The organism is Undibacterium sp. 5I1 (assembly GCF_034314085.1).
GTDB lineage: Bacteria > Pseudomonadota > Gammaproteobacteria > Burkholderiales > Burkholderiaceae_D > Undibacterium.
Window position 1 is genome coordinate 1,919,072 of the sequence record NZ_JAVIWI010000001.1, and the last position, 20,705, is coordinate 1,939,776.

17 protein-coding genes and 2 pseudogenes are annotated in these 20,705 nt (G+C 46.9%); 9 read left to right on the forward strand and 10 right to left on the reverse strand.

Annotated elements, in window-relative coordinates; genetic code table 11:
* Positions 1-64: 64 nt before the first annotated feature.
* From fabF to RGU72_RS08500, 8 genes and pseudogenes are all read right to left on the reverse strand, one after another.
* Positions 65-1,306, reverse strand: coding sequence for a beta-ketoacyl-ACP synthase II (fabF, locus tag RGU72_RS08465; protein ID WP_322119310.1), 1,242 nt, complete (start codon positions 1,304-1,306; stop codon positions 65-67).
* A gap of 105 nt (positions 1,307-1,411) precedes the next feature.
* Entirely contained in the window at positions 1,412-1,651 is a 240-nt protein-coding gene (acpP, locus tag RGU72_RS08470; protein ID WP_322119311.1) for an acyl carrier protein, read from the reverse strand.
* A 145-nt stretch (positions 1,652-1,796) separates the two neighbouring features.
* Complete coding sequence (gene fabG / locus RGU72_RS08475) at positions 1,797-2,549, reverse strand: 3-oxoacyl-ACP reductase FabG (RefSeq protein WP_322119312.1); 753 nt, start codon at positions 2,547-2,549, stop codon at positions 1,797-1,799.
* On the reverse strand, positions 2,546-3,487 hold the full coding sequence (fabD, locus tag RGU72_RS08480) for an ACP S-malonyltransferase (protein WP_322119313.1): 942 nt from the start codon (positions 3,485-3,487) through the stop codon (positions 2,546-2,548). Before fabD ends, fabG begins: the two co-directional genes overlap by 4 nt.
* A gap of 97 nt (positions 3,488-3,584) precedes the next feature.
* Positions 3,585-4,570: pseudogene (locus RGU72_RS08485) on the reverse strand (beta-ketoacyl-ACP synthase III).
* Positions 4,567-5,642: pseudogene (plsX, locus tag RGU72_RS08490) on the reverse strand (phosphate acyltransferase PlsX). Before plsX ends, RGU72_RS08485 begins: the two co-directional pseudogenes overlap by 4 nt.
* Positions 5,643-5,977: 335 nt before the next feature.
* The gene (rpmF, locus tag RGU72_RS08495; protein WP_008449924.1) at positions 5,978-6,160 is read right to left on the reverse strand and encodes a 50S ribosomal protein L32; all 183 of its coding nucleotides are present in this window, start codon (positions 6,158-6,160) and stop codon (positions 5,978-5,980) included.
* Between the two features lie 120 nt (positions 6,161-6,280).
* Positions 6,281-6,811, reverse strand: coding sequence for a YceD family protein (locus tag RGU72_RS08500; RefSeq protein WP_322119314.1), 531 nt, complete (start codon positions 6,809-6,811; stop codon positions 6,281-6,283).
* A 167-nt stretch (positions 6,812-6,978) separates the two neighbouring features.
* On the opposite strand from RGU72_RS08500, the gene RGU72_RS08505 reads away from it, so the two are divergent.
* The 3 genes from RGU72_RS08505 to RGU72_RS08515 all read left to right on the forward strand — a co-directional run bounded on the left by RGU72_RS08505 (position 6,979) and on the right by RGU72_RS08515 (position 9,850).
* A complete protein-coding gene (locus RGU72_RS08505) occupies positions 6,979-7,641 on the forward strand; it encodes a Maf-like protein (protein WP_322119315.1) in 663 nt (220 codons plus the stop codon).
* A gap of 178 nt (positions 7,642-7,819) precedes the next feature.
* On the forward strand, positions 7,820-8,572 hold the full coding sequence (locus RGU72_RS08510) for an SAM-dependent methyltransferase (protein WP_322119316.1): 753 nt from the start codon (positions 7,820-7,822) through the stop codon (positions 8,570-8,572).
* Positions 8,573-8,689: 117 nt separating this feature from the next.
* Positions 8,690-9,850, forward strand: a complete 1,161-nt coding sequence (locus tag RGU72_RS08515) for an iron-containing alcohol dehydrogenase (protein WP_322119317.1) — start codon at positions 8,690-8,692, stop codon at positions 9,848-9,850.
* Positions 9,851-9,962: 112 nt separating this feature from the next.
* Here RGU72_RS08515 and RGU72_RS08520 read toward each other — a convergent pair whose 3' ends face one another.
* Positions 9,963-11,126, reverse strand: coding sequence for a nitronate monooxygenase family protein (locus tag RGU72_RS08520; protein ID WP_322119318.1), 1,164 nt, complete (start codon positions 11,124-11,126; stop codon positions 9,963-9,965).
* Positions 11,127-11,370: 244 nt separating this feature from the next.
* On the opposite strand from RGU72_RS08520, the gene RGU72_RS08525 reads away from it, so the two are divergent.
* Positions 11,371-12,210, forward strand: a complete 840-nt coding sequence (locus tag RGU72_RS08525) for a universal stress protein (protein WP_322119319.1) — start codon at positions 11,371-11,373, stop codon at positions 12,208-12,210.
* Positions 12,211-12,906: 696 nt separating this feature from the next.
* Here the strand turns inward: RGU72_RS08525 and RGU72_RS08530 are convergent.
* Positions 12,907-13,878 carry a hypothetical protein gene (locus RGU72_RS08530; RefSeq protein WP_322119320.1) on the reverse strand — a complete coding sequence of 324 codons (972 nt, stop codon included), beginning with the start codon at positions 13,876-13,878 and terminating at the stop codon, positions 12,907-12,909.
* Positions 13,879-13,964: 86 nt separating this feature from the next.
* On the opposite strand from RGU72_RS08530, the gene RGU72_RS08535 reads away from it, so the two are divergent.
* The 5 genes from RGU72_RS08535 to ccoS all read left to right on the forward strand — a co-directional run bounded on the left by RGU72_RS08535 (position 13,965) and on the right by ccoS (position 20,157).
* Positions 13,965-14,585 (forward strand): TetR/AcrR family transcriptional regulator, encoded by a 621-nt coding sequence (locus RGU72_RS08535; protein ID WP_322119321.1) that lies wholly within the window; start codon positions 13,965-13,967, stop codon positions 14,583-14,585.
* A 343-nt stretch (positions 14,586-14,928) separates the two neighbouring features.
* Positions 14,929-16,359: an oxygen-independent coproporphyrinogen III oxidase gene (gene hemN, locus RGU72_RS08540; RefSeq protein WP_322119322.1), complete on the forward strand. Its 1,431-nt coding sequence runs from the start codon at positions 14,929-14,931 to the stop codon at positions 16,357-16,359.
* Positions 16,356-17,288, forward strand: a complete 933-nt coding sequence (locus RGU72_RS08545; RefSeq protein WP_322119323.1) for a sulfite exporter TauE/SafE family protein — start codon at positions 16,356-16,358, stop codon at positions 17,286-17,288. The genes hemN and RGU72_RS08545 overlap by 4 nt, the downstream gene beginning before the upstream one ends.
* Positions 17,288-19,933: a heavy metal translocating P-type ATPase gene (locus RGU72_RS08550; protein WP_322119324.1), complete on the forward strand. Its 2,646-nt coding sequence runs from the start codon at positions 17,288-17,290 to the stop codon at positions 19,931-19,933. Before RGU72_RS08545 ends, RGU72_RS08550 begins: the two co-directional genes overlap by 1 nt.
* A gap of 8 nt (positions 19,934-19,941) precedes the next feature.
* Complete coding sequence (ccoS, locus tag RGU72_RS08555) at positions 19,942-20,157, forward strand: cbb3-type cytochrome oxidase assembly protein CcoS (RefSeq protein WP_322119325.1); 216 nt, start codon at positions 19,942-19,944, stop codon at positions 20,155-20,157.
* The last annotated feature ends 548 nt before the right edge of the window (positions 20,158-20,705 follow it).

The following is a 20,705-nucleotide window of genomic DNA, read 5'->3' on the forward strand; positions in this document are numbered from 1 at the left end:
AGTGCCGAATTATTTCATTTAAACTGGCAAATTAGATTTGCAAATCAATTACAAAAATAGTGATTTAAACTTTACCAAAAATTAATGTGCCGTTTGTACCACCAAAGCCAAAAGAATTTTTCATCGCAAATTTGATGTTCATTTCTCTAGCCGTATTAGCGCAGTAATCGAGATCGCATTCTGGATCTTGATTAAAAATATTAATTGTTGGTGGTGAAATTTGATGATGCAGCGCCAAAACGGTAAATACAGATTCCAAACCACCAGCGCCGCCTAATAAATGTCCGGTCATCGATTTGGTCGAATTGACCGTTATTTTATAAGCATAATCACCGAAGGTTGCTTTGATCGCATCTGTTTCATTCTTATCACCTAAAGACGTGGACGTACCGTGTGCATTTAGGTAGTTAATTTGATCAGGATTGATTTCTGCATTTTTCATTGCATTGACCATACTGCGACGAGGCCCATCCATTGATGGCGATGTGATGTGATACGCATCTCCACTCATACCAAAGCCTAGCACTTCTGCATAAATTTTGGCTCCGCGTGCTTTGGCGTGTTCGTATTCTTCCAGCACCATGACACCGGCACCCTCACCTAAGACAAAACCATCTCTATCCTTATCCCATGGACGGGATGCAGTAGCTGGGTCATCATTACGTGAAGAGAGTGCGCGAGCAGAAGCAAAGCCGCCTAAACCCAGTGGAGAAATAGTAGATTCCGCACCCCCAGCAATCATGACGTCAGCATCACCGTACTCGATCATACGAGCGGCAGAACCAATACAATGTAAGCCGGTAGTACAAGCAGTAACAATCGCCAGATTTGGCCCTTTTAAGCCAAACTTAATCGATAAGTGACCAGAAATCATATTAATGATTGAGGCAGGAACGAAGAACGGGCTGATACGACGTGGGCCACGCTCAGTCAAAATATCTTTAGTTTCTTCAATCAGTGGCAAACCACCAATCCCAGAACCAACGATTACGCCGATACGTTCAGCATTTTCTTCAGTAACGTTAAGACCACTATCGCGGAAAGCTTGCATTCCAGCAGCCACACCGTAATGGATAAACGTATCCATATTGCGAGCTTCTTTAGCGGGGATGTATTCCTCGATATTGAAACCTTTAACCTCTCCCGCAAAATGCGTAGAGAAAGGTGTTGCATCAAATTTGGTAATAGTGGCAATACCGGATTTGCCTGCAGTTACGCCACCCCATGCATCGGCAATAGTATTGCCAACTGGGGAAACGCAACCGAGACCGGTGACCACGACACGACGTTTAAGCGTACGGCTCAAGCGCTTCTCCTGGACTTGAAAACTGGTTATGCTTAGATTTCGTCGCGGCAATACAGCGATGACCGCAGACGATTACATGACAACTCAACAGGCTTAAAGCCAATATTAGACCTTAACGTGCGCAGTAGCGTAGTCGATTGCTTGTTGCACAGTAGTAATTTTTTCAGCTTGTTCGTCAGGAATTTCCATTTCGAACTCATCTTCAAGAGCCATGACCAATTCAACTGTATCAAGGGAATCAGCACCCAGATCATCCACGAAGGAAGATTCGATTTTGATGTCTGCTTCAGCGACGCCCAATTGTTCAGCGACGATTTTCTTAACGCGTTGTTCGATATCTGACATGTGATTCTCCATTAGTGGTTTCAGAAAGTGCGCGCATTTTAGCAGGTTTGCGCGCAAAAAAAGCAAGTAAGCATTTTACAGGCATATCTCCGCTTATTTGCAGCGATTAACCCGATAAATACCAATAAAACTAAATTAATCGAAATTAACTTAAATACATCCCGCCATTAACATGCAACGTTGTACCGGTAATATAACCCGCTGCAGGTGATGCGAGAAAAAGAGTTGCGGCTGCAATATCTTCCGGCTGCCCTAATCTAGCCAATGGAATTTGCTGCAGAATTGCCGCTTTTTGATCGTCTGTCAACGATTTGGTCATGTCTGTGTCAATAAAACCAGGCGCGATACAATTAACTGTAATGTTACGGCTACCAATTTCACGCGCCAGCGCACGACTCATACCGGCAACACCAGCTTTTGCGGCTGCGTAGTTCATTTGCCCAGGGTTGCCAGCAGAACCGACGACTGAGGTGATATTGATGATACGCCCGTGTTTCGCCTTCATCATACCGCGCAATACGGCGCGTGAAAGACGCCCGACGGAACTTAGATTAGTCGAGATAACACTATCCCACTCCTCCTCTTTCATACGCATCGCCAATTGATCTTGGGTAATACCAGCATTGTTAACCAAGATAGACAAGCAGCCAAATTCTTTTTGAATTTCTTCTACCAAAGAAGTGCAACGTGCGACATCGTTGACGTTCAGAGCGACGCCCTTACCTGCATTTGGCCCCACTTCAGCAAGATATTCTGAAATCACGGCGGCGCCAGATTCAGATGTGGCAGTACCAATCACGCGCGCGCCAGCTGTAGCTAAAGCAATGGCTATGGCCTTACCTATACCGCGAGATGCACCAGTAACAAGTGCAACCTGATTTACTAATTGTTGTGTCATTTTAAAATTTCCATCACCTTTTCTAACGACGCCTGATCAAAGATTGCATCGCTAATCAACTCACCATTAATGCGCTTGGTCAAACCAGTCAACACTTTGCCCGGTCCGCATTCAATTACATGCGTCAATCCGCTAGAGCCAATTTTTTGTACTGTTTCAACCCAGCGCACAGGACTTGCTGCCTGACGCACCAGCGCGTCTTTGATTGCAGCAACGTCATTAATAATCGCCACATCGACATTATTTATCAAAGGAATAACCGGCGCAGAAAAATTCAAACCTGCCATACAATCCCGCAATTTATCAGACGCAGGCCTCAGCAATGAAGAATGAAATGGCGCTGAAACAGCCAAAGGCAAGGCGCGCTTTGCGCCTTTTGTCTTTGCAATCTCACAAGCCCGCTCAACCGCAGCTATATTACCTGCGATAACAACTTGTGCCGGAGCATTAAAATTCACCGCCTCGACCACTTCATCTGCGTGACCTATGATCGCTTCGGCGCAAGCCGCGATTACATCTTCGTCTGACAATCCCAAAATAGCGGCCATACCGCCATGACCAACGGGCACAGCGTCTTGCATGGCCTGCGCACGAAATCTCACCAATGGCACTGCATCTTTAAACGCGATCACGCCGGAAGCAACTAAAGCGGAATACTCACCCAAGCTATGTCCTGCGACCAACGCAGGCATGGCACCGCCAGCCGCAATCCAGGCGCGGTAACAAGCTACCGCTGCTGTCAGCATCACAGGCTGAGTATTGGTCGTTAAATCAAGTAATTCTTTTGGGCCACCGGCAATCAATTTACCCAAATCGAACTGCAATGCATCCGACGCTTCAGTAATTGTTTGCTGCACAATATGATTATCGGCAAAGCCGTTTAACATGCCAATGGCTTGCGAACCCTGCCCTGGAAAAACAAATGCAAATTGAGTCATAGATTTTAAAAAGTCTCTGTATTTATTTTTAAATATTTACTTCTTGAATATATTCTTGAATTACGTTTTAAGCTTAGATTCTTGACCAAGTCATGAGCTACATTTTTATAATAGCAGCACCCCAAGTAAAGCCACCGCCCACGCCTTCCAGCATCACTGTTTGACCCGGCTTAATGCGACCATCCCGGACTGCCACATCAAGCGCCAACGGAATTGAAGCCGCAGATGTATTGCCGTGCTGAGCCACAGTCACTACAACTTTATCCATCGACATACGCATTTTTTTGCCGTACTTTGCATGATGCGAATATTTGCCTGATGTGGAACCAGCCAGTCAATTTGAGCTACGTCTAAACCAGCGATCTCCAGCGCTTCATGAGCAACTTTCTCTAACAAAGAAACCGCTAATTTGAAGACAGCCTGACCATCCATATACAAAAAAGCATTACCTGTAATTGCACCTGAATTAACGCTACCTGGCACACACAAAATATTGGCATAGCTGCCATCTGCATGTAACTTGGTAGCCAATACACCAGGCTCAGATGAACGAGACAAAACAACTGCGCCTGCACCATCACCAAACAGCACGCAAGTAGTACGGTCTTGAAAATTTAAAATACGCGAAAATACTTCGGCACCGACTACCAAGACGTTTTTATGCGCACCAGATTTAATCATGCTGTCAGCCATGGCCAACGCATACATAAAGCCACTACATACGGCTTGCACATCGACAGCGGCGGCACCGTTAGTAATACCCAATTTATGTTGCAAAACACAAGCGGTACTCGGAAAGCCACCTAGAAAATCAGGTGTTGATGTCGCCAGAATAATCAAATCAATATCATTGGCTTGCATCTTGGCTGCATCCAAAGCTCGCTTCGATGCTTCAACCGCCAAGTCACTGGAGTTGACATCAGCCGTCGCGTAGTGGCGCGCCGAGATTCCGCTACGTGAAAATATCCACTCGTCTGAAGTCTCTATCCCGGTTAAAGCTAACTGCTCGGTCAGCTGCTGATTACTTACTTTGTTGGGTGGCAGATAGCTGCCCGTGCCGATAATTTTACTGAAAAAAGTCATGCCGTTTTCTGTACCAAAGGTTCATTGATTTCGGGAGATATCGATTCTATAGCAGGCATCAGCTCTGCCATTGATGTCGAAATACGCGACAATACATCATTTTTAGCAGCATCGAACGCACGCTGAATTGCCCATTCGTAGCTATATTTATCTGCACTACCATGACTCTTGAACACCAGGCCGCGAAGCCCTAATAGGCTACCGCCATTATAATTTGACGGGTTCATTGTGCGGGAAATCGACTTCAACGCACTGCGGGCAATCAAGGCACCCAACATATTGAGCGGGCTGCTTTTAAAGGCGTCGGTCAAAGTGGTCTTAACAAAACGCCCCATACCTTCGGCGGCCTTAAGGGTGACGTTACCGACAAATCCGTCACATACAACAATGTCGGTTGTCCCCTTAAAAATGTCGTTACCCTCTACATTGCCATAAAAATTCAGCAAGCCTCTTTCGTGATCAGCGCGTAGCAATTGTGCGGTTTTTTTAACGACATCATTGCCTTTGATGTCCTCTTCACCGACATTCAGCAGACCGATCGTAGGCTTACTTTTACCTTCTAGCGCCGATACCAAAGCAGAGCCCATGATCGCAAATTGATGCAAATGTAGAGGTTCACAATCGACGTTAGCACCAAGATCTAGCATGTAAGTTGGTTTGTTTTTTTGATTCGGCAGCATACTGCAAATTGCCGGCCGATCCACACCCTGCATGGTTTTCAGCACGTAGCGCGAAACTGCCATCAGTGCGCCAGTATTCCCTGCGGAAACACAGGCCTGCGCATGCCCGTCCTTAACCTGATTCAATGCGACCCGCATGGAAGAGTCTTTTTTACGACGCAAGGCAATTTCAATAGGATCATCCATTGTCACTACTTCAGTAGCGTTAACGATGGAGATACGAGGATGATTGAGCGCGCGATTTTTTTCAGTTCCGCCTGAATATGTGATTCAAGCCCGACTAGAATAAATTCAGCATCTGGCTCACGATTAGCGAAAGATACTGCTGCTGCGACTGTAACTACCGGGCCGTGATCTCCGCCCATGCAGTCAATGGAAATTTTTATTGTCATGTAGTGATACTAAACTTCATTCCGAGGTCCCTATCTTATCAAGATTGAGGTGGTCAAGTCGCACTATTTCAACAAAAAATTTATAAAATTACATCAATTCAACTGATTTAATTTATTCTCACATGGCGAATCGGCCGTGCTTTTAAAAACAGGACTTACGCAAAAACCGCCCTGAGCGCATTGCAATTCCCAGCCATCATAAAAGCACTGCCTTCGTCACTACGTCTTGCCGAGACAATTTTGCGTAAATCCTGAATAAGAATGTAATAAGAATGTAAAAAAAGCGGCGCCAAGTGCAGGACTTGTAACGCCGCTTTTTTTGCCCAAGAAAACGATTACTCGTCGTTCTTAGTTTTCAATACTTTACGACCACGGTAAAAGCCATTTGGGCTGATGTGGTGACGCAGATGCGTTTCGCCAGTTGTTGGCTCGATACCCAATTGCGGAGCAACCAGGAAATCGTGTGAACGGTGCATACCGCGCTTGGATGGTGATTTTTTGTTTTGCTGAACGGCCATGATAACTCCTAATACTTCAAAAAATGTTTCTAAAATTTAACACACTTGCTTGTACGATTTAATAACAAACAAGAATCCCTAACAATACTTCGACCTGAGTGTTTTTTCAGAATAATGCCACTAGGTACGCCCATTTATCTTCTTCAGCACAGCGAATGGCGATGCTTTTTTACTCGCGTCTGCCGCAACTTCTGCAACACTCGCTGCCACTGGAGAATCCAAGGATACATCCGGGCATACTGCATGTTTGGGCGATTGGGGTATTTCTAACAGCGCCTCATCTTCAATCAAATCCATGACATCTAATGTTTTGCTGCCTACTACTACATCAACCTCGTCATTGTTTAATAAAGCCTCTATTTCATCGGCTTTATCTTCATCTTTGGCGAGAATTAATACTGATTCTGAATCTAGCTTAAACGCAAATGGTGTCAAACAACGCTGACACATGACTTGCATTTCTCCACGAACTGACAGAGTCAGCTGCGGGTGGCCGATTTTATCCTTGCCGCCATCCAAAGACCATTGCAACGAACCTTGGTTGTTGGCGATTTCCTCAGAAAGCCGAGGTAAATCTGCAATTAGTACACTGCCTTCACGGTGCTCGTTAAGCTGGCAAAACGAGAAAGCGTCAATCACAAATGCTTGCATAGGATTATTTGAACCCAGAAAACCTGCGATAATAACAGGATTCCCTCTACCAAGTCAAAGCTTAGGCGCAATTATTGTGCTTTAGGTACGGATTAAATACCGATTAACTTCCAATTGAAGTGCCAATCTTTGACTGAGTTCTGATTTTCTTGTCAATTTCATCAAACATGTCCGCCAGCAAACCGACTTTTTATCCGTCCCCTCGCCTGATTCTTGCGTCCAGTTCCGCTTATCGGCGTGAATTATTAAGCCGATTGCAATTACCTTTTGAAGCCGTCGCACCAGAGATTGACGAGCGAGCGGCTGCAGGAGAATCGCCAGAACAAACGGCAATGCGCCTGGCGCAACAAAAAGCAGAGGCAATTAGCAGGTTGTTTGTTGGCGATGCCAATAATACTGGGAATGCTAGGGCAACAGGGGCGTTGATTATAGGCTCAGATCAGGTCGCGACGCTAGATGGCGAGCAAATTGGCAAACCCGGCAATCATGAAAACGCGTTAAGACAATTACAAAAGATGCGCGGACGTAATGTGATATTCCATACAGCCTTGTGCTTGCTGGATACTCGTAAAATGACCGGCGAGAAATTCGCGCTGCAAATTGAGAATGTGCAAACCAAAGTGCAGTTTCGCCAGTTGGATGACGCCGAACTAGACGCTTATCTGCGCATAGAACAGCCCTATGATTGCGCAGGCAGCGCCAAAAATGAAGGGCTAGGGATTGCGATTATTGAACGCATTGACAATAGCGACCCTACGGCGTTAACCGGATTACCACTCATTGCACTCACCAGTATGCTACGTAACGCAGGCGTGAGATTTTTCAACTAAGTTAGCTAACGAGTTAGCAGAGAAGTTAGCAGACACGAGCAAACGCAAGATTAACGTACGCAAGAAAAATCAAAAAAAGGGGAGTATCCCCATCAATATGCCTAACGTCCAGACTTTACCTGGACAACTAACTATAAAACACTCATACCCAACCCAGTATCATCATTAAAATTACAATATGACCGGCACACTTTACTTGATTCCCAATACGCTAGGCTGTGCAGAAGATCAGCAAGCAAGCCTGCTGCAAAGCATCATCCCCGACACCGTTCAGCAGATGACTGCTGGCTTATCGCATTTTGTGGTGGAGAACGCCAAAACTACGCGCGCCTACTTAAAACTGCTCAGCCAGCATCATGCGCTGAACAAACCAGTGCAAGAAATCCAGATGAGCGAACTCAACGTCAATACGCCAGCGCAAGCATTAGAAGGCTTATTAACGCCGCTATTGCAAGGCTACGACGTCGGATTAATTTCAGAAGCAGGCGTCCCGGCGGTGGCTGATCCCGGCGCTAATCTGGTACGACTGGCGCATCAGCGCGGCATCACCGTGCGTCCACTGGTTGGCCCATCGTCGTTGCTGATGGCGTTGATGGCTAGCGGTTTAAACGGACAGAGTTTTGCCTTCCACGGTTATTTACCGACCGACGCGGCGCAACGTGCCAAGCGGATTAAAGAGCTGGAAGATCGCTCACGCAAAGAAAAACAAACACAATTGCTGATTGAAACGCCTTACCGCAATGCCGCAATGCTAGAGGCGCTGGCGACGACCTGCAACCCAAACAGCTTAATTTGCGTCGCAACCGATCTCAGCCTGACTAGCGAAAGCATCATCACAACCAGCGCAGCAGAGTGGAAAGCAAAAATACAAGCAAACAAAGCGCCCGACTTCCATAAAAAGCCCAGCGTGTTCCTGTTCCTCGGGCAATAAAAAAGTACGGTCGATCACAAAATCAGAATATGCGCTAGGATAGTGCCCACTCGCTTTTCAAACCGCGCTCACCAGATCGGGATCGAGCGTTTGAGCAACCCTCACCAGGAGCAGCACATGTTAAATTTTGATTTCTATAACCCTACTCAAATTCTGTTCGGCAAAGGCCGTATTGCCGACTTAGATAAAGTCATTCCCGTCAATGCCAAAGTCTTAGTCTTATATGGTGGTGGCAGCATCAAACAAAATGGCGTTTTTGATGAAGTCATGACAGCGCTCGGCAACCGTAGCGTGACAGAATTCAGTGGCATTGAGCCAAATCCTAGCTACGAAACTTTGATGCAGGCAGTCGAGTCGGTCAAGAAAAACGGTATTGATTTTCTGCTCGCTGTTGGCGGTGGCTCCGTGATTGACGGTGCTAAATTTGTCGCAGCTGCCGCTTTATTTGAAGGCGATGATCCTTGGGCAATTTTAGAAAAGCGTGGCAGCAATATCACGCAAGCCCTGCCTTTCGGTAGTGTGCTGACATTACCCGCTACCGGGTCAGAAATGAACAGCGGCTCAGTTGTCACCCGCAAATCAATCAAAGCCAAAATGGCATTCTCCAGCCGTCATTGCTTCCCCAAATTTTCTGTCCTCGATCCGACCAAAACCTTTACCTTGCCTATCCGCCAGGTCGGCAATGGCGCAGTCGATGCTTATGTGCATGTCATGGAACAATACATGACTTACCCGGTCAATTCACCAGTCCAGGATCGCTTCGCCGAAGGGATTTTAAAAACGCTGATCGAAGAAGGACCAAAAGCACTGGTCAACCCAGAAGACTATGATGTCCGCGCCAATCTGATGTGGTGTGCCACCATGGCCTTGAATGGCGTAATCGCCACCGGCGTACCGCAAGACTGGGCAACCCACATGATCGGCCACGAACTCACAGCGCTACACGGCTTAGACCATGCACAGACATTAGCAATCGTATTGCCTAGCATGCTGCGTATTCGTAAAGAAGCCAAACGGGCAAAACTGCTGCAATACGCCGAGCGTGTCTGGGATCTGCGTGAAGGTAGTGAAGAAAGTCGTATCGAAGCTGCCATCAGCCGCACGCAAGACTTCTTTGAGCAAATGGGTGTCAAGACACGTCTTGGCGACTACGCACTGAAAGATGAGAACATTGCACCGATTCTGGCTGCGCTAGAAACACATAAGATGGTAGCGCTAGGTGAAAAACGGGATGTGACTTTGGATATCAGCCGCAAGGTGCTGGAACTAAGTCTGTAATCTTTCATCGGCAAGAATCCAGGGAAGTTTATTGATTAATTGATTGATTTATGAACACCTCTGGATTCCCGCTGAAGACTCGTAGGAACGCCCCGCATAGTTTTAGAATTTATTAAACCATCAATTCCGCCGACGGATTACCGTTCAAAATCAGATTCATCAAGTCTTTAACAGAGCGAATCGTCCTACCAAACGGTAGCTCCTCCGACCCTCTGAAAAATAATCCCCGCCCGACATCACCCTGCAATGCAAACGCCAGTTGCGTGTCGATGCAGAACTGACCTGATTTCGCAATCCCATCGCGCAATCCACATTGTTGCAAGCAATCGAAACCGACTGTGCATTCCTTCTGCCCCGCCTTGTCTTGCAGCTTGCTCTCTTTATCCAGATAATTTGCCAGCCAAGGTGTACGGACTGCTCTCGCTGGCAAGCCCGCTACGCTCATAAACGTCACGATATCTTCTGGCTTTGCATCTGCTAATACTTTTTTAAAAAACGGATGCGCGTCGCCCTCCTTCGTCACCGCAAATGGCGTGCCGAGCTGTACCGCATTGGCTCCCAAGCCCATCATGCTCACCATTTTTTGGTGGCTATTAATCCCGCCAGCAACGATTAAAGGGATATGTTCACTTTCTAATTGCAAGTCTTTAAATAAGGCCAAAGTCTGCTCCAATACGACCGCATAGCCATACTGGGAATTGTTCACATCGTGTAATTGCGCTGCGCCTAAATGACCGGCTGCAAATTGGGGACTTTCTATAATGATGGCATCGGGCAGACGATTTTTTCGCATCCATCTTTTAAGCACGACAGCAATGCCACGCGCATCAGACAAAATCGGTATCAGCGCAAGCTTACTAAAGTCGCTAGTCAGATCAGGCAAGTCGAGCGGCAAGCCAGCACCAACGACGATCGCGTCAGCACCACTGATGCATGCCTGCCTGACATAAGCGGCGTATTGCGACACTGCACGCATGATATTTACAGCCACCATGCCATTACCGTTGGAGAGTTGTGTTGCCAGCGTAATTTCCCGGTCCAGTGCAATCAGATTCACAGCATCAATCGCTGCTTTATCACGACATTTACCAGTGTGCTGCATCAGATCAGGATGATGCCTGCGCAAGTCCACACTAGAAATCGTACCCACGCCACCGAGGCTGGCAACAGTCCCTGCCAGCCGGTGCGCCGAGACGCCAATCCCCATGCCACCCTGCACGATTGGCAGCAAGCTTTTCGCTTTGATCTGCAAGCGAGGAAATGCGCTTTGCAACATGAGAATACCCACCAATCTAAAATCAAGATTCCCGCACTGTAGCAAAAGCAATTGCGATTAGATTTGATCTGCATCAAGAATATCGCATCAAAATTTCAGCATTTGATCTGCATCAATATTTCTGTATTTATGACGCCTATCAACCGAGTATCACTGGACTATGCAGTGATTCACTTCTAGGCTGAATAGAAGCTAGCAATCATGCTGGCATTGATGTAAATAGTCGTCATTACGTGAGGAAAATATGAGCTATAAAACTATTCTGGTCCATGTAGATCAATCCAGAAACGCAGCAGAACGTATTCGCATCGCCACCAACATTGCCATACAAGAGAATGCTCACTTAGTCGGTGTCGCGATGACAGGTATCTCACGCTGGATCTACGCCAACAGCTCGCCACTATTCGTCGATCCGGGTATGGTGATTAATCTGGATTTATTACGCGACAACGCCCGCGTAGCGCTGCATGAATTTGAAAGTATCGTAAAGAGTTTAGGATATACATCTTACGAAACACTGGTCGTAGACGACGAAGCCGCCACCGGCATCAATATGCAAGCCCGCTACTGCGACCTGGTAATTATCGGACAAACCGATTTGTCAGCGCCCTCACCCACCGTGATGCCAGACTTCCCTGAATCGGTCTTATTAAATTGCGGCCGCCCCGTGTTAATCGTGCCCTATACCGGTCACTTTAAAACAGTCGGCCAGCGGGCAATCATCGCCTGGGATGCAAGCACACAAGCAGCACGCGCAGTCACCGCCGCAATACCATTATTAAGCCGGGCAAAAATCGCAGAAATCGTCGTCTTTAATCCTGAGCGCGACGGCGCCAGACACGGTGAACAACCAGGTGCCGACATTGCACTCTATGTCGCCAGACACGGCATCAAGGTCAATGTATCCAAGTATGAGGTCCCGACTGACATAGGCAATGCACTGCTGTCACAAGCCGCAGACGCAGGATCAGATTTACTAGTAATGGGAGGCTACGGACATTCACGCTTCCGCGAAATTTTATTGGGCGGCGCGACTAAGACAGTTTTGGCAACGATGACTTTGCCTGTGTTGATGTCGCATTGAGTGGGGTGTTGGGTAACTGGAGTTGGGTAGTTGAATTTTATCTGTATTTGCGCGAACTGCTCAACGTTAAAACGCAGCTAAAGACTTGAAAAGCTCAGCCGACGTTCGATTTTTTACAAAGGATGTGCGGCTGTTGTCTATCCAACTAAATAGCAAAACTAGGCTTCGCTCCGCACCTTCTTGCTGTCTTCCCGGTCAGATGTGATGGAATTTTCCTAAAGTGCAATAAATGTCGCTGGATTCCGGCTTAAACCACGCCGGAATGACGACCTATCTCTTTCGAGCATCAATGTATAAGCATCAACATTTACTCTGAGAATCGCCCATAAATATCATATACTCCCCATCATTTCCAATAAAAACTCCTCATTGCCCAATGATTACATAGACAATAAAAAATACTCGTTACTAGTATAAAAAAGTCAAATATCAATCTCAGACTAAATGAAACATTAACTCCACAAAAATAGCGTCAACGTTCTGCTCCAATATCAGTACCGACATAACTAAATATCGGCCTGATTTTGCATAACTACACACTCAACTATTTTCCGGCAATTTGTTACCTATCCAAAAAAACTGGGATTGCCATTCACTATGTACGATCATCATTTTTTAAACTCTTATCGTGTGTAGTGTTTGCTTGATTTTTTCTAAGCTTTAGCAAACCCAGTAAGTCTATGCTTACGACATCCACTAATTCTTATGGCAAGCCATACAAGCATGGCTGCTGCTGATCATCATTTTTTGATCGCTTTGAACCGCCGTGTCCAGGCGTCTAAATTTCTCGCCATTTTCTTCTGCGTTCTTAATCCGGCTTTCTAGTTCGTCTTTATAAGTCCAGCTTGAATAGGTCTTTGATAAGCGGGCATTGGCATAGACTTGCTGTGCGGTTTGCCAGTTTCCTGCTTTGACTAGCATGTCCCCCATATTCATAAAAAATCCCTCAAAGTTATGGGGCGCAATCCATGAGTTCCAGCAGACGCGTTTATTACCGGTTGTTGTTTCCAGCGCCATATATTTTTTGAATGAGGGGTTATTTCTGTCCACCGTTTCACCAGCGCATAGGTCGGCATTTTTCCATTGCCAATCTAATCCCTCTTTAAATTGAGGCGAGTCAGCAGGCGTCCGGCTCAGTACGTAACCGGCTGTAAATAAATTGAACTCAGGCCATGCATCAATACTGTGGCGTAAGGTGTAATAGCCCTCGCGTATCTCTTTTTCATTTTTATGGATAGATCCTTCTGCCAGCGTCGCGCTTCCTAAAAATCCGAGGAAGCGTGCGTCTTCTGGTTTGAGTGCTACCGCTTCCTCGAAAAATCGGCGGGCAAGTGTAGCGTCATTAATAATGCTTGGGGGAACCTTGTCTAAACGTGAGCGTTCCGATAGCCGCCAGATGTGGAGCCAGCCAATATGGGCGGCCGTGGTTGCATCGGAAGGGTTGTCGATGTACGCAGCGGTCAGCGTGTTTAAGGCACCCTCAATCTCTGCGTAATCTCCGTTATGCAGAATTTTCCAGAATAGCGCGTCGGCGTTTTCAGCAGATGGTAGGCGCTTTATCGAAGCCTGCTTATCCGCAGCGGCACGAATGGCAAGATATTCGCAGCTACACAAGGTCATAGCGCTCACTGCCAATAGACATAGGCTAATCCAAATTTTATTTTTCATCACAATCCCCTCAATGTAGGCAACGACAACATTATTGACATGGAATGTAGGTGGTGTCAACATGCAGCCTTAAAATTAAAAATCCTATGTCTACCGAAAACGCTAAAAGCTATCACCACAAAGATCTGCGCCGCTCCTTAATTGATCAGGCACTTACTACACTGACAGCAGGAGGATCGCAGGCAATCAGCCTGCGGAATCTGGCGCGCGAAATTGGCGTGTCTCATTCAGCACCATTGCGCCATTTTCCGACGAGAGAAGCACTGCTTGCCGAGCTTGCGGTATTTGGATTTGAGCAGCTGACTGAGGCGATGGAGGTAGCTAAAAAAAAGCCCAATAGTAAAAACATGGGCGACGCGTTAAAAAATGTGGGGATTGCCTACGTCCGGTTTGCGATACAACAGCCGCATCTTTTTCGGCTGATGTTTACCGCAGACCGAGTCGATTCAACCCGCTATGAGCAGCTTCGGCAAGCTGGGGATCAATGCAAAGCTGTCATGGTGGATTTGGTTGTGCTCGCGGTTGGCAGCGGCGATCTGGTCGCCTCGTCCACAGAGATGTTAGCGTTATCGTGCTGGGCAATGGTCCATGGTCTAGCGTCGCTGGCGATTGACCAGCAAGTTGATATCAGCAATGAGCAAGCGATTGTGATGGTCACTAGTCAGTTATTACATCATCTGGAAAATGGCATAGCAGCAAAGCTTTAGACGAGCCTTTGCTACGTCCAAAAACCATATACTCCCCATCAATTTTAATAAATATCTCTTATTGTCCAATGATTACCTAGACAATAAAATATACTCATTACCAGTATAAAATTTACACGCCTGTGAATGACAGGTAAAACTGAGCAGCTCAGCCTCACCCACTATTGGTCTGATTTTATCTAACCACACGTCCAAGCATTCCCTGCCAGTCAGATTAACTTACTCCGTTTTGATTTACATCAAAGTGATTCGTAAGCAAGCTGACTAAACTCCATCCATCTTATGCATGCCCGCACGCGTGCACCTACGTACTCACCCGTTTGGAACATGGCAGGAAATCACTATGGCAGCCGGCAACTTAACCATCAGCACAGCACATGGCATCGACTTTGATGCTGACCTTATCCGTAAGATGAAACAATCCGGACCGCGTTATACGTCCTACCCGACTGCCGATCAGTTATCAACCCAGTTCACATCTTGGGACTATCTGCATGCAGTTGCCAGTGTGCGGGTTCAGGGTGCGCGTCCTTTGTCGTTGTATATCCATATTCCTTTCTGTGACACGATTTGCTACTACTGTGCCTGCAATAAAATTGTGACGAAGGACAGGAGCAAGGCTGCCACATATCTGGGTTACTTAAAACAAGAAATTGAAATGCAAGGCAAGCTGTTTAGCGGCATCAATCAGGTGGAACAATTACATTTCGGTGGAGGTACCCCCACCTACCTCAACGATGAGCAGATGGATGATTTGCTGGCGCATATCCGCCGCTGGTTTAAGCTGGCATCAGATGAGGTGGGTGAATACTCAATCGAAGTTGATCCCCGTACGGTGACGCCGCAACGTGTCAGAACTTTACGTAATCAAGGGTTTAATCGCATCAGTCTTGGGGTACAAGATTTTGAGCCTGAAGTGCAAGAAGCCGTCAATCGTATCCAGCCAGAGGAAGAGACAGTCGCCATCATTGATGCGGCGCGGGGTGCGGGTTTCCGCTCGGTCAGCATCGATCTGATTTACGGCTTACCGAAACAAAATGTAGCCAGCATGGAGCGCACTTTGATAAAAGTGATTGCTGCCTCACCAGACCGGATTGCGATTTATAACTACGCTCATTTGCCGCACCTGTTTAAACCGCAACGACGGATCAACGAATCGGATTTACCTAGCGCGGACAGCAAGCTGGACATGCTGCATTTGTGCATTAATCGTTTGACTGCGGCGGGCTATGTGTATATCGGGATGGATCATTTTGCCAAGCCAACCGATGATCTGGCCATCGCGCAGCAACAGGGACGCTTGCATAGAAATTTTCAGGGTTACTCAACCCATGCAGATGCAGACATGATCGCTTGCGGCGTGTCGGCCATCAGTACCATCGGCACGACTTACAGCCAAAATGAAAAGACCTTGGATGCGTATTACGCCAGATTAGATCAGGGTGAATTGCCAATGGCAAAAGGCTTGCGTCTGAATATGGATGACTTAATACGACGGGCTGTGATTCAAAGTCTGATGTGTCATTTTGAAGTCTCATTTAGCTTGATTGAACTGTCTTACCCTATCGTCTTTAGCGATTATTTTGCGGACGAGTTGGCGGAGCTGCAGCAATTTCAGCTAGATGGCCTGATTCAATTTGAGAATGATTGTTTGTGTGTCACCGACAAAGGGCGACTGTTGATCAGAAATATTTGTATGGTCTTTGATCATTATCTGCGCGATAAAAAAAATCATCCTCCGGCAGAAACGATACGTTTTTCTACGACGATATGACAAGCATCAACCTGCTCCCTGTTTTCCTGACCGGACTGATTGGTAGCGTCCATTGTGTTGGCATGTGCGGCGGGATTGTCGGTGCTTTTTCTATGGCATCGAGCAAGTTATCCAAGACGGGTATAAAAAAGCAACGGGTCTTCCCTCTCCGGCTTGTTTCTGCCAACCAGTCTGGCGATCTGAATCGCATGAGCTTAGAGACTAGCGAGGCTACCACAGCAACAGCGGCACACGCCTCGGCATTTGACTACGCCACCCGTGCAATCAGCTACAACAGTGGCAGAATTTCTAGCTATATGCTGGCTGGTGTGATTGCAGGTAGCGTTGGCAGCGGACTGCTGAGTCTGTTTACATTGTCCACCCTGACATCGCTGCAAAATGGTTTTTACTGGATGGCGAACTTCGTCCTGCTGGCAATCGGTTTGTACATGATGGACATCTGGCGCGGGATTAGCAAACTGGAGTTACTAGGCCAATCGGTATGGCGGCGCATCAGCCCTTTGACGCGACGCTTATTACCTTTGGATAGCAACCCTAAAGCTTTTGCAATGGGTGCATTATGGGGTTGGCTGCCGTGTGGCATGGTGTATTCCATCCTATTCACCGCTATGTTGTCCGGATCGGCGTACTCGGGTGCAATGGTGATGCTGGCTTTTGGTCTAGGTACTTTGCCGACGCTGCTATTGATGGCAGCGGTTGGATCAACGTTGGGAGCAAAGCTCGGTATAAAGCTCAAGTCACATTTACAAAATAAAAAATGGCGCTTGTTTGCAGGATCGCTGCTATGTTTATTTGGACTACTAGGATTGTTCCGCGCATTTTCTGTTCACTCCGGTCAGCATGCCTTGTGGCTTGATGCTTTCTGTATTAATCCTCCTGCACCCAACACTACATTCATCCCAATAACTCCACGCAAAGCAGGTCTGTGATGAACACTGTACATGCCAGTCACGATTGTTTTCATTGTGGTGAACCAGTACCTGCGGCAACATATTGGACAGCCACAATTAACGGTCTTAGCCAAGCAATGTGCTGTCCGGGTTGCCAGGCTGTGGCAGAAGCCATCGTTGCCAGCGGCTGCGAGGATTATTATCTGACGCGCAGTGCGTATTCGCTGGCGGCGGACAAGATAGATACTATTGTTCCGGCACAACTGCGTGCTTACGATGTCGGTCAAAATCAGTCTGCTCAAATCACTAGTGACAACTCACTGGCAGATAGAAAAACTACGGCAGAAAATACCAGCATCACGAGCGCTATTTTTTCGATTGAAGGCATACGTTGCGCTGCTTGCGTCTGGCTAATTGAACGGCGCTTGAGTAAGCTGCCGGGTATCCTGAGCGCCGACCTGAATGTCTCCAGCGAAAAATTATCGCTGCGCTGGGATACGTCACTCTGCCAACCGAGCCAGATCATTTCGACCTTACGCGAAATTGGCTATACCGCGCATCCGTTTGAGGCACTCAAACATGGTGAGTTAATTCGTCGCCATAGCAAGCAATTATTCCGTCAGCTATTTATCGCTGGCTTGTCAATGATGCAGGTGATGATGTACACCTTCCCTTTATATTTTTCTCATCCGGGTGAGATAGAAGCAGATCACATCGCTCTGCTACGTTGGGCAAGCCTGCTGTTGACCTTGCCTGCTATCGGCTATTCGGCACAGCCTTTTTTTAAGGGTGCCTGGTTCAATATTAAAACCCGTCAAATGGGTATGGATGTGCCGGTCAGTATAGGATTGCTAGCAGCGTTCTTTGCCAGCGCCGTGGCGACTTATCGTCAGCAAGGAGATGTATATTTTGATTCGGTCACTATGTTCATCTTTCTGCTGTTGTGCAGTCGCTATCTGGAGTTACGTGCTAGACGTAAAGCCTTTGACGGATTAGAAAAACTACAGCATGCATTACCTGTAACAGCGACGCGGCTGCAAGATTATCCGCATCATCACAGTAGCGAACTGGTAGCGGCAAGCGAGCTACATGCTGGCGATATTGTTCTGATACGGCAAGGCGATGTGATCGCGACCGATAGCATAATTATTGAAGGCAGCACGACGATAGACGCCTCGCTATTAAGTGGAGAAAGTAAGCCACTCAGCAAAAATACCAATGACGAACTGCCCGGCGGCGCCATCAATATGGAGCAAACCATCATCGCCAAAGTCAGCCGCTGTGCTGCCGACAGCCATCTTGCCGTCATCATCCGGCTAACGGAAAATGCTAGCGCAACTAAGCCACACATGCTGCTATGGGTAGATAAAATCGCCTCCAGGTTTGTGACCTCTCTGCTGGTTTTTGCCCTATTCGTTTTTTGTATCTGGTACTTGGTTGATCCGGCGCAAGCCTGGCCGGTTACGATTGCAGTATTAATTGCCTCCTGCCCTTGTGCCCTGTCGCTGGCGACACCCACCGCCCTGGCGTCGGCTACTGATCGCCTGTTAAAACAAGGCGTCCTGATTATGCGATCAGCCACATTAGAAACCATGACCCATGTCAGCCATGTTGTATTTGATAAAACAGGTACGCTGACCCAAGGCAAGCCAACAGTGCAATCCACACACACATTTGGCGCAATGACCGGAGATCAATGCCTGCAACTGGCTGCTAGCTTAGAGCAAGCCAGCTCGCACGCGATCGCCCATGCAATCACCCGCGCGCTGCAGGCTGCTGCAATAAAAAATCTGGTCAAGCCTGATGCTAATGCGGCGCTGGACTATGCAATCCATATCGCCGATATCAACTCCAAACCAGGTCAAGGTTTGCAGGCAAGCAAAGACGGTATTACCTACAGAATTGGGAATCAACATTTTATTGAAGACCTGCTCGGCAAAAAATTGATCGATCCCACGCTACCGGAGGTGACATCAGTTTATCTGGCAAATCAGTTTGAATTACTAGCTCGCTTTGATTTGCAAGATACTTTGCGTAATGACGCTTTGGAGACGATCAGACAATTGCAAACGATGGGCAAAAAAATCATCTTGCTGAGCGGCGATGATCAAAATATAGTGGAGTCCATCGCCCGCCAGTCGGGGATTACTGAGGCATATGGCAATCGCCTGCCAGAACAAAAATTGCAATTTATCCAGACACTACAACACGCAGGTGCAGTGGTGGCGATGGTAGGTGATGGCATCAACGATGCTGCCGTGCTCAGTGCAGCAGATATCTCGTTTGCGATGGGTGGCGGAAGCTCGCTGGCGCAAGTCAGCGCAGATGCTGTATTACTATCGGATAAGCTGAGTGCCTTAATTGATACCATCAATCACGCCAAAAAAACTACGGCGATTATCCGGCAAAATTTGGTCTGGGCGAGTATCTATAATTTGATTGTCATACCTGCGGCTGCGTTCGGTTATTTGCCGCCGCTCATCTCTGGCGTGGGCATGACGATTAGTTCGATGGTGGTTGTACTCAATGCCCTGCGTTTGCATCGCTTGCCCAAATCGCGTGAGGCAACGCTAGCATCGAACTTAGAAAAGCTTAACTCAGAAAAACTTAACTTAGAAAAAATGAGTGTAGAAAAAAATCGCCTGATAACGCTGACGACATCAACACCATCGCCTGAAATCTGAAAACTAAAATGGAATCACTTTATTTGCTCATTCCGGTCAGCGTACTCATCGTATTTTTTTCAATTTGGGTATTTGTTAAGATGTCGGACAGTGGTCAGTTTGACGACATGGTTGGTCCTGCTCTGAGAATTTTGCAAGATGATGATAATCCTGAAGTACCAGCGCAGACATTGGCAGAAATACCGACAGAAGCGGTAATCAAGCCATCAGAAAATCCACCTTAAACAGTTGTAAGCTCACCTTCAAATCCTTCTTCAAAGCTATCTTCGGAGCTAAATTCAAAGGCCTCTTCAAACTATTTTTTTAACAGATACGCTCACAAAACTATTCGTCGCATTGACTGTGCCGATGTGGATTCAGATTCAAAACATCCATTACATAAATTTATACTCCTACCATGTATATTCTAGATGTCCATATATTTAATGGACAATTTAGCTATTTTTATATTTTTTAATGGGAGTATATATATTTGCGGGCTACTTTCAGATTAAATGCTAATACTGTTCGAAATCAGTAGAACGTCACTCCGGTATCGTTTTAGCCGGACTCCGGCGACGTTTTTTGCGCGACCTATATGGACAGAAAAACATGGCTAGAAATTAGCGACCTCATTCTGAAATTAACGACACGGGATTCCAGCTAAACCCATGTTGGAATGACATACAAAAGAATTGAGCTTCTAACAAAATACATACCACATCAATCCAGGCAGATTGCTTTTAATGCGATCTTGTTTGCGCCATCAGACTAAATACGCATTAATCTCTAC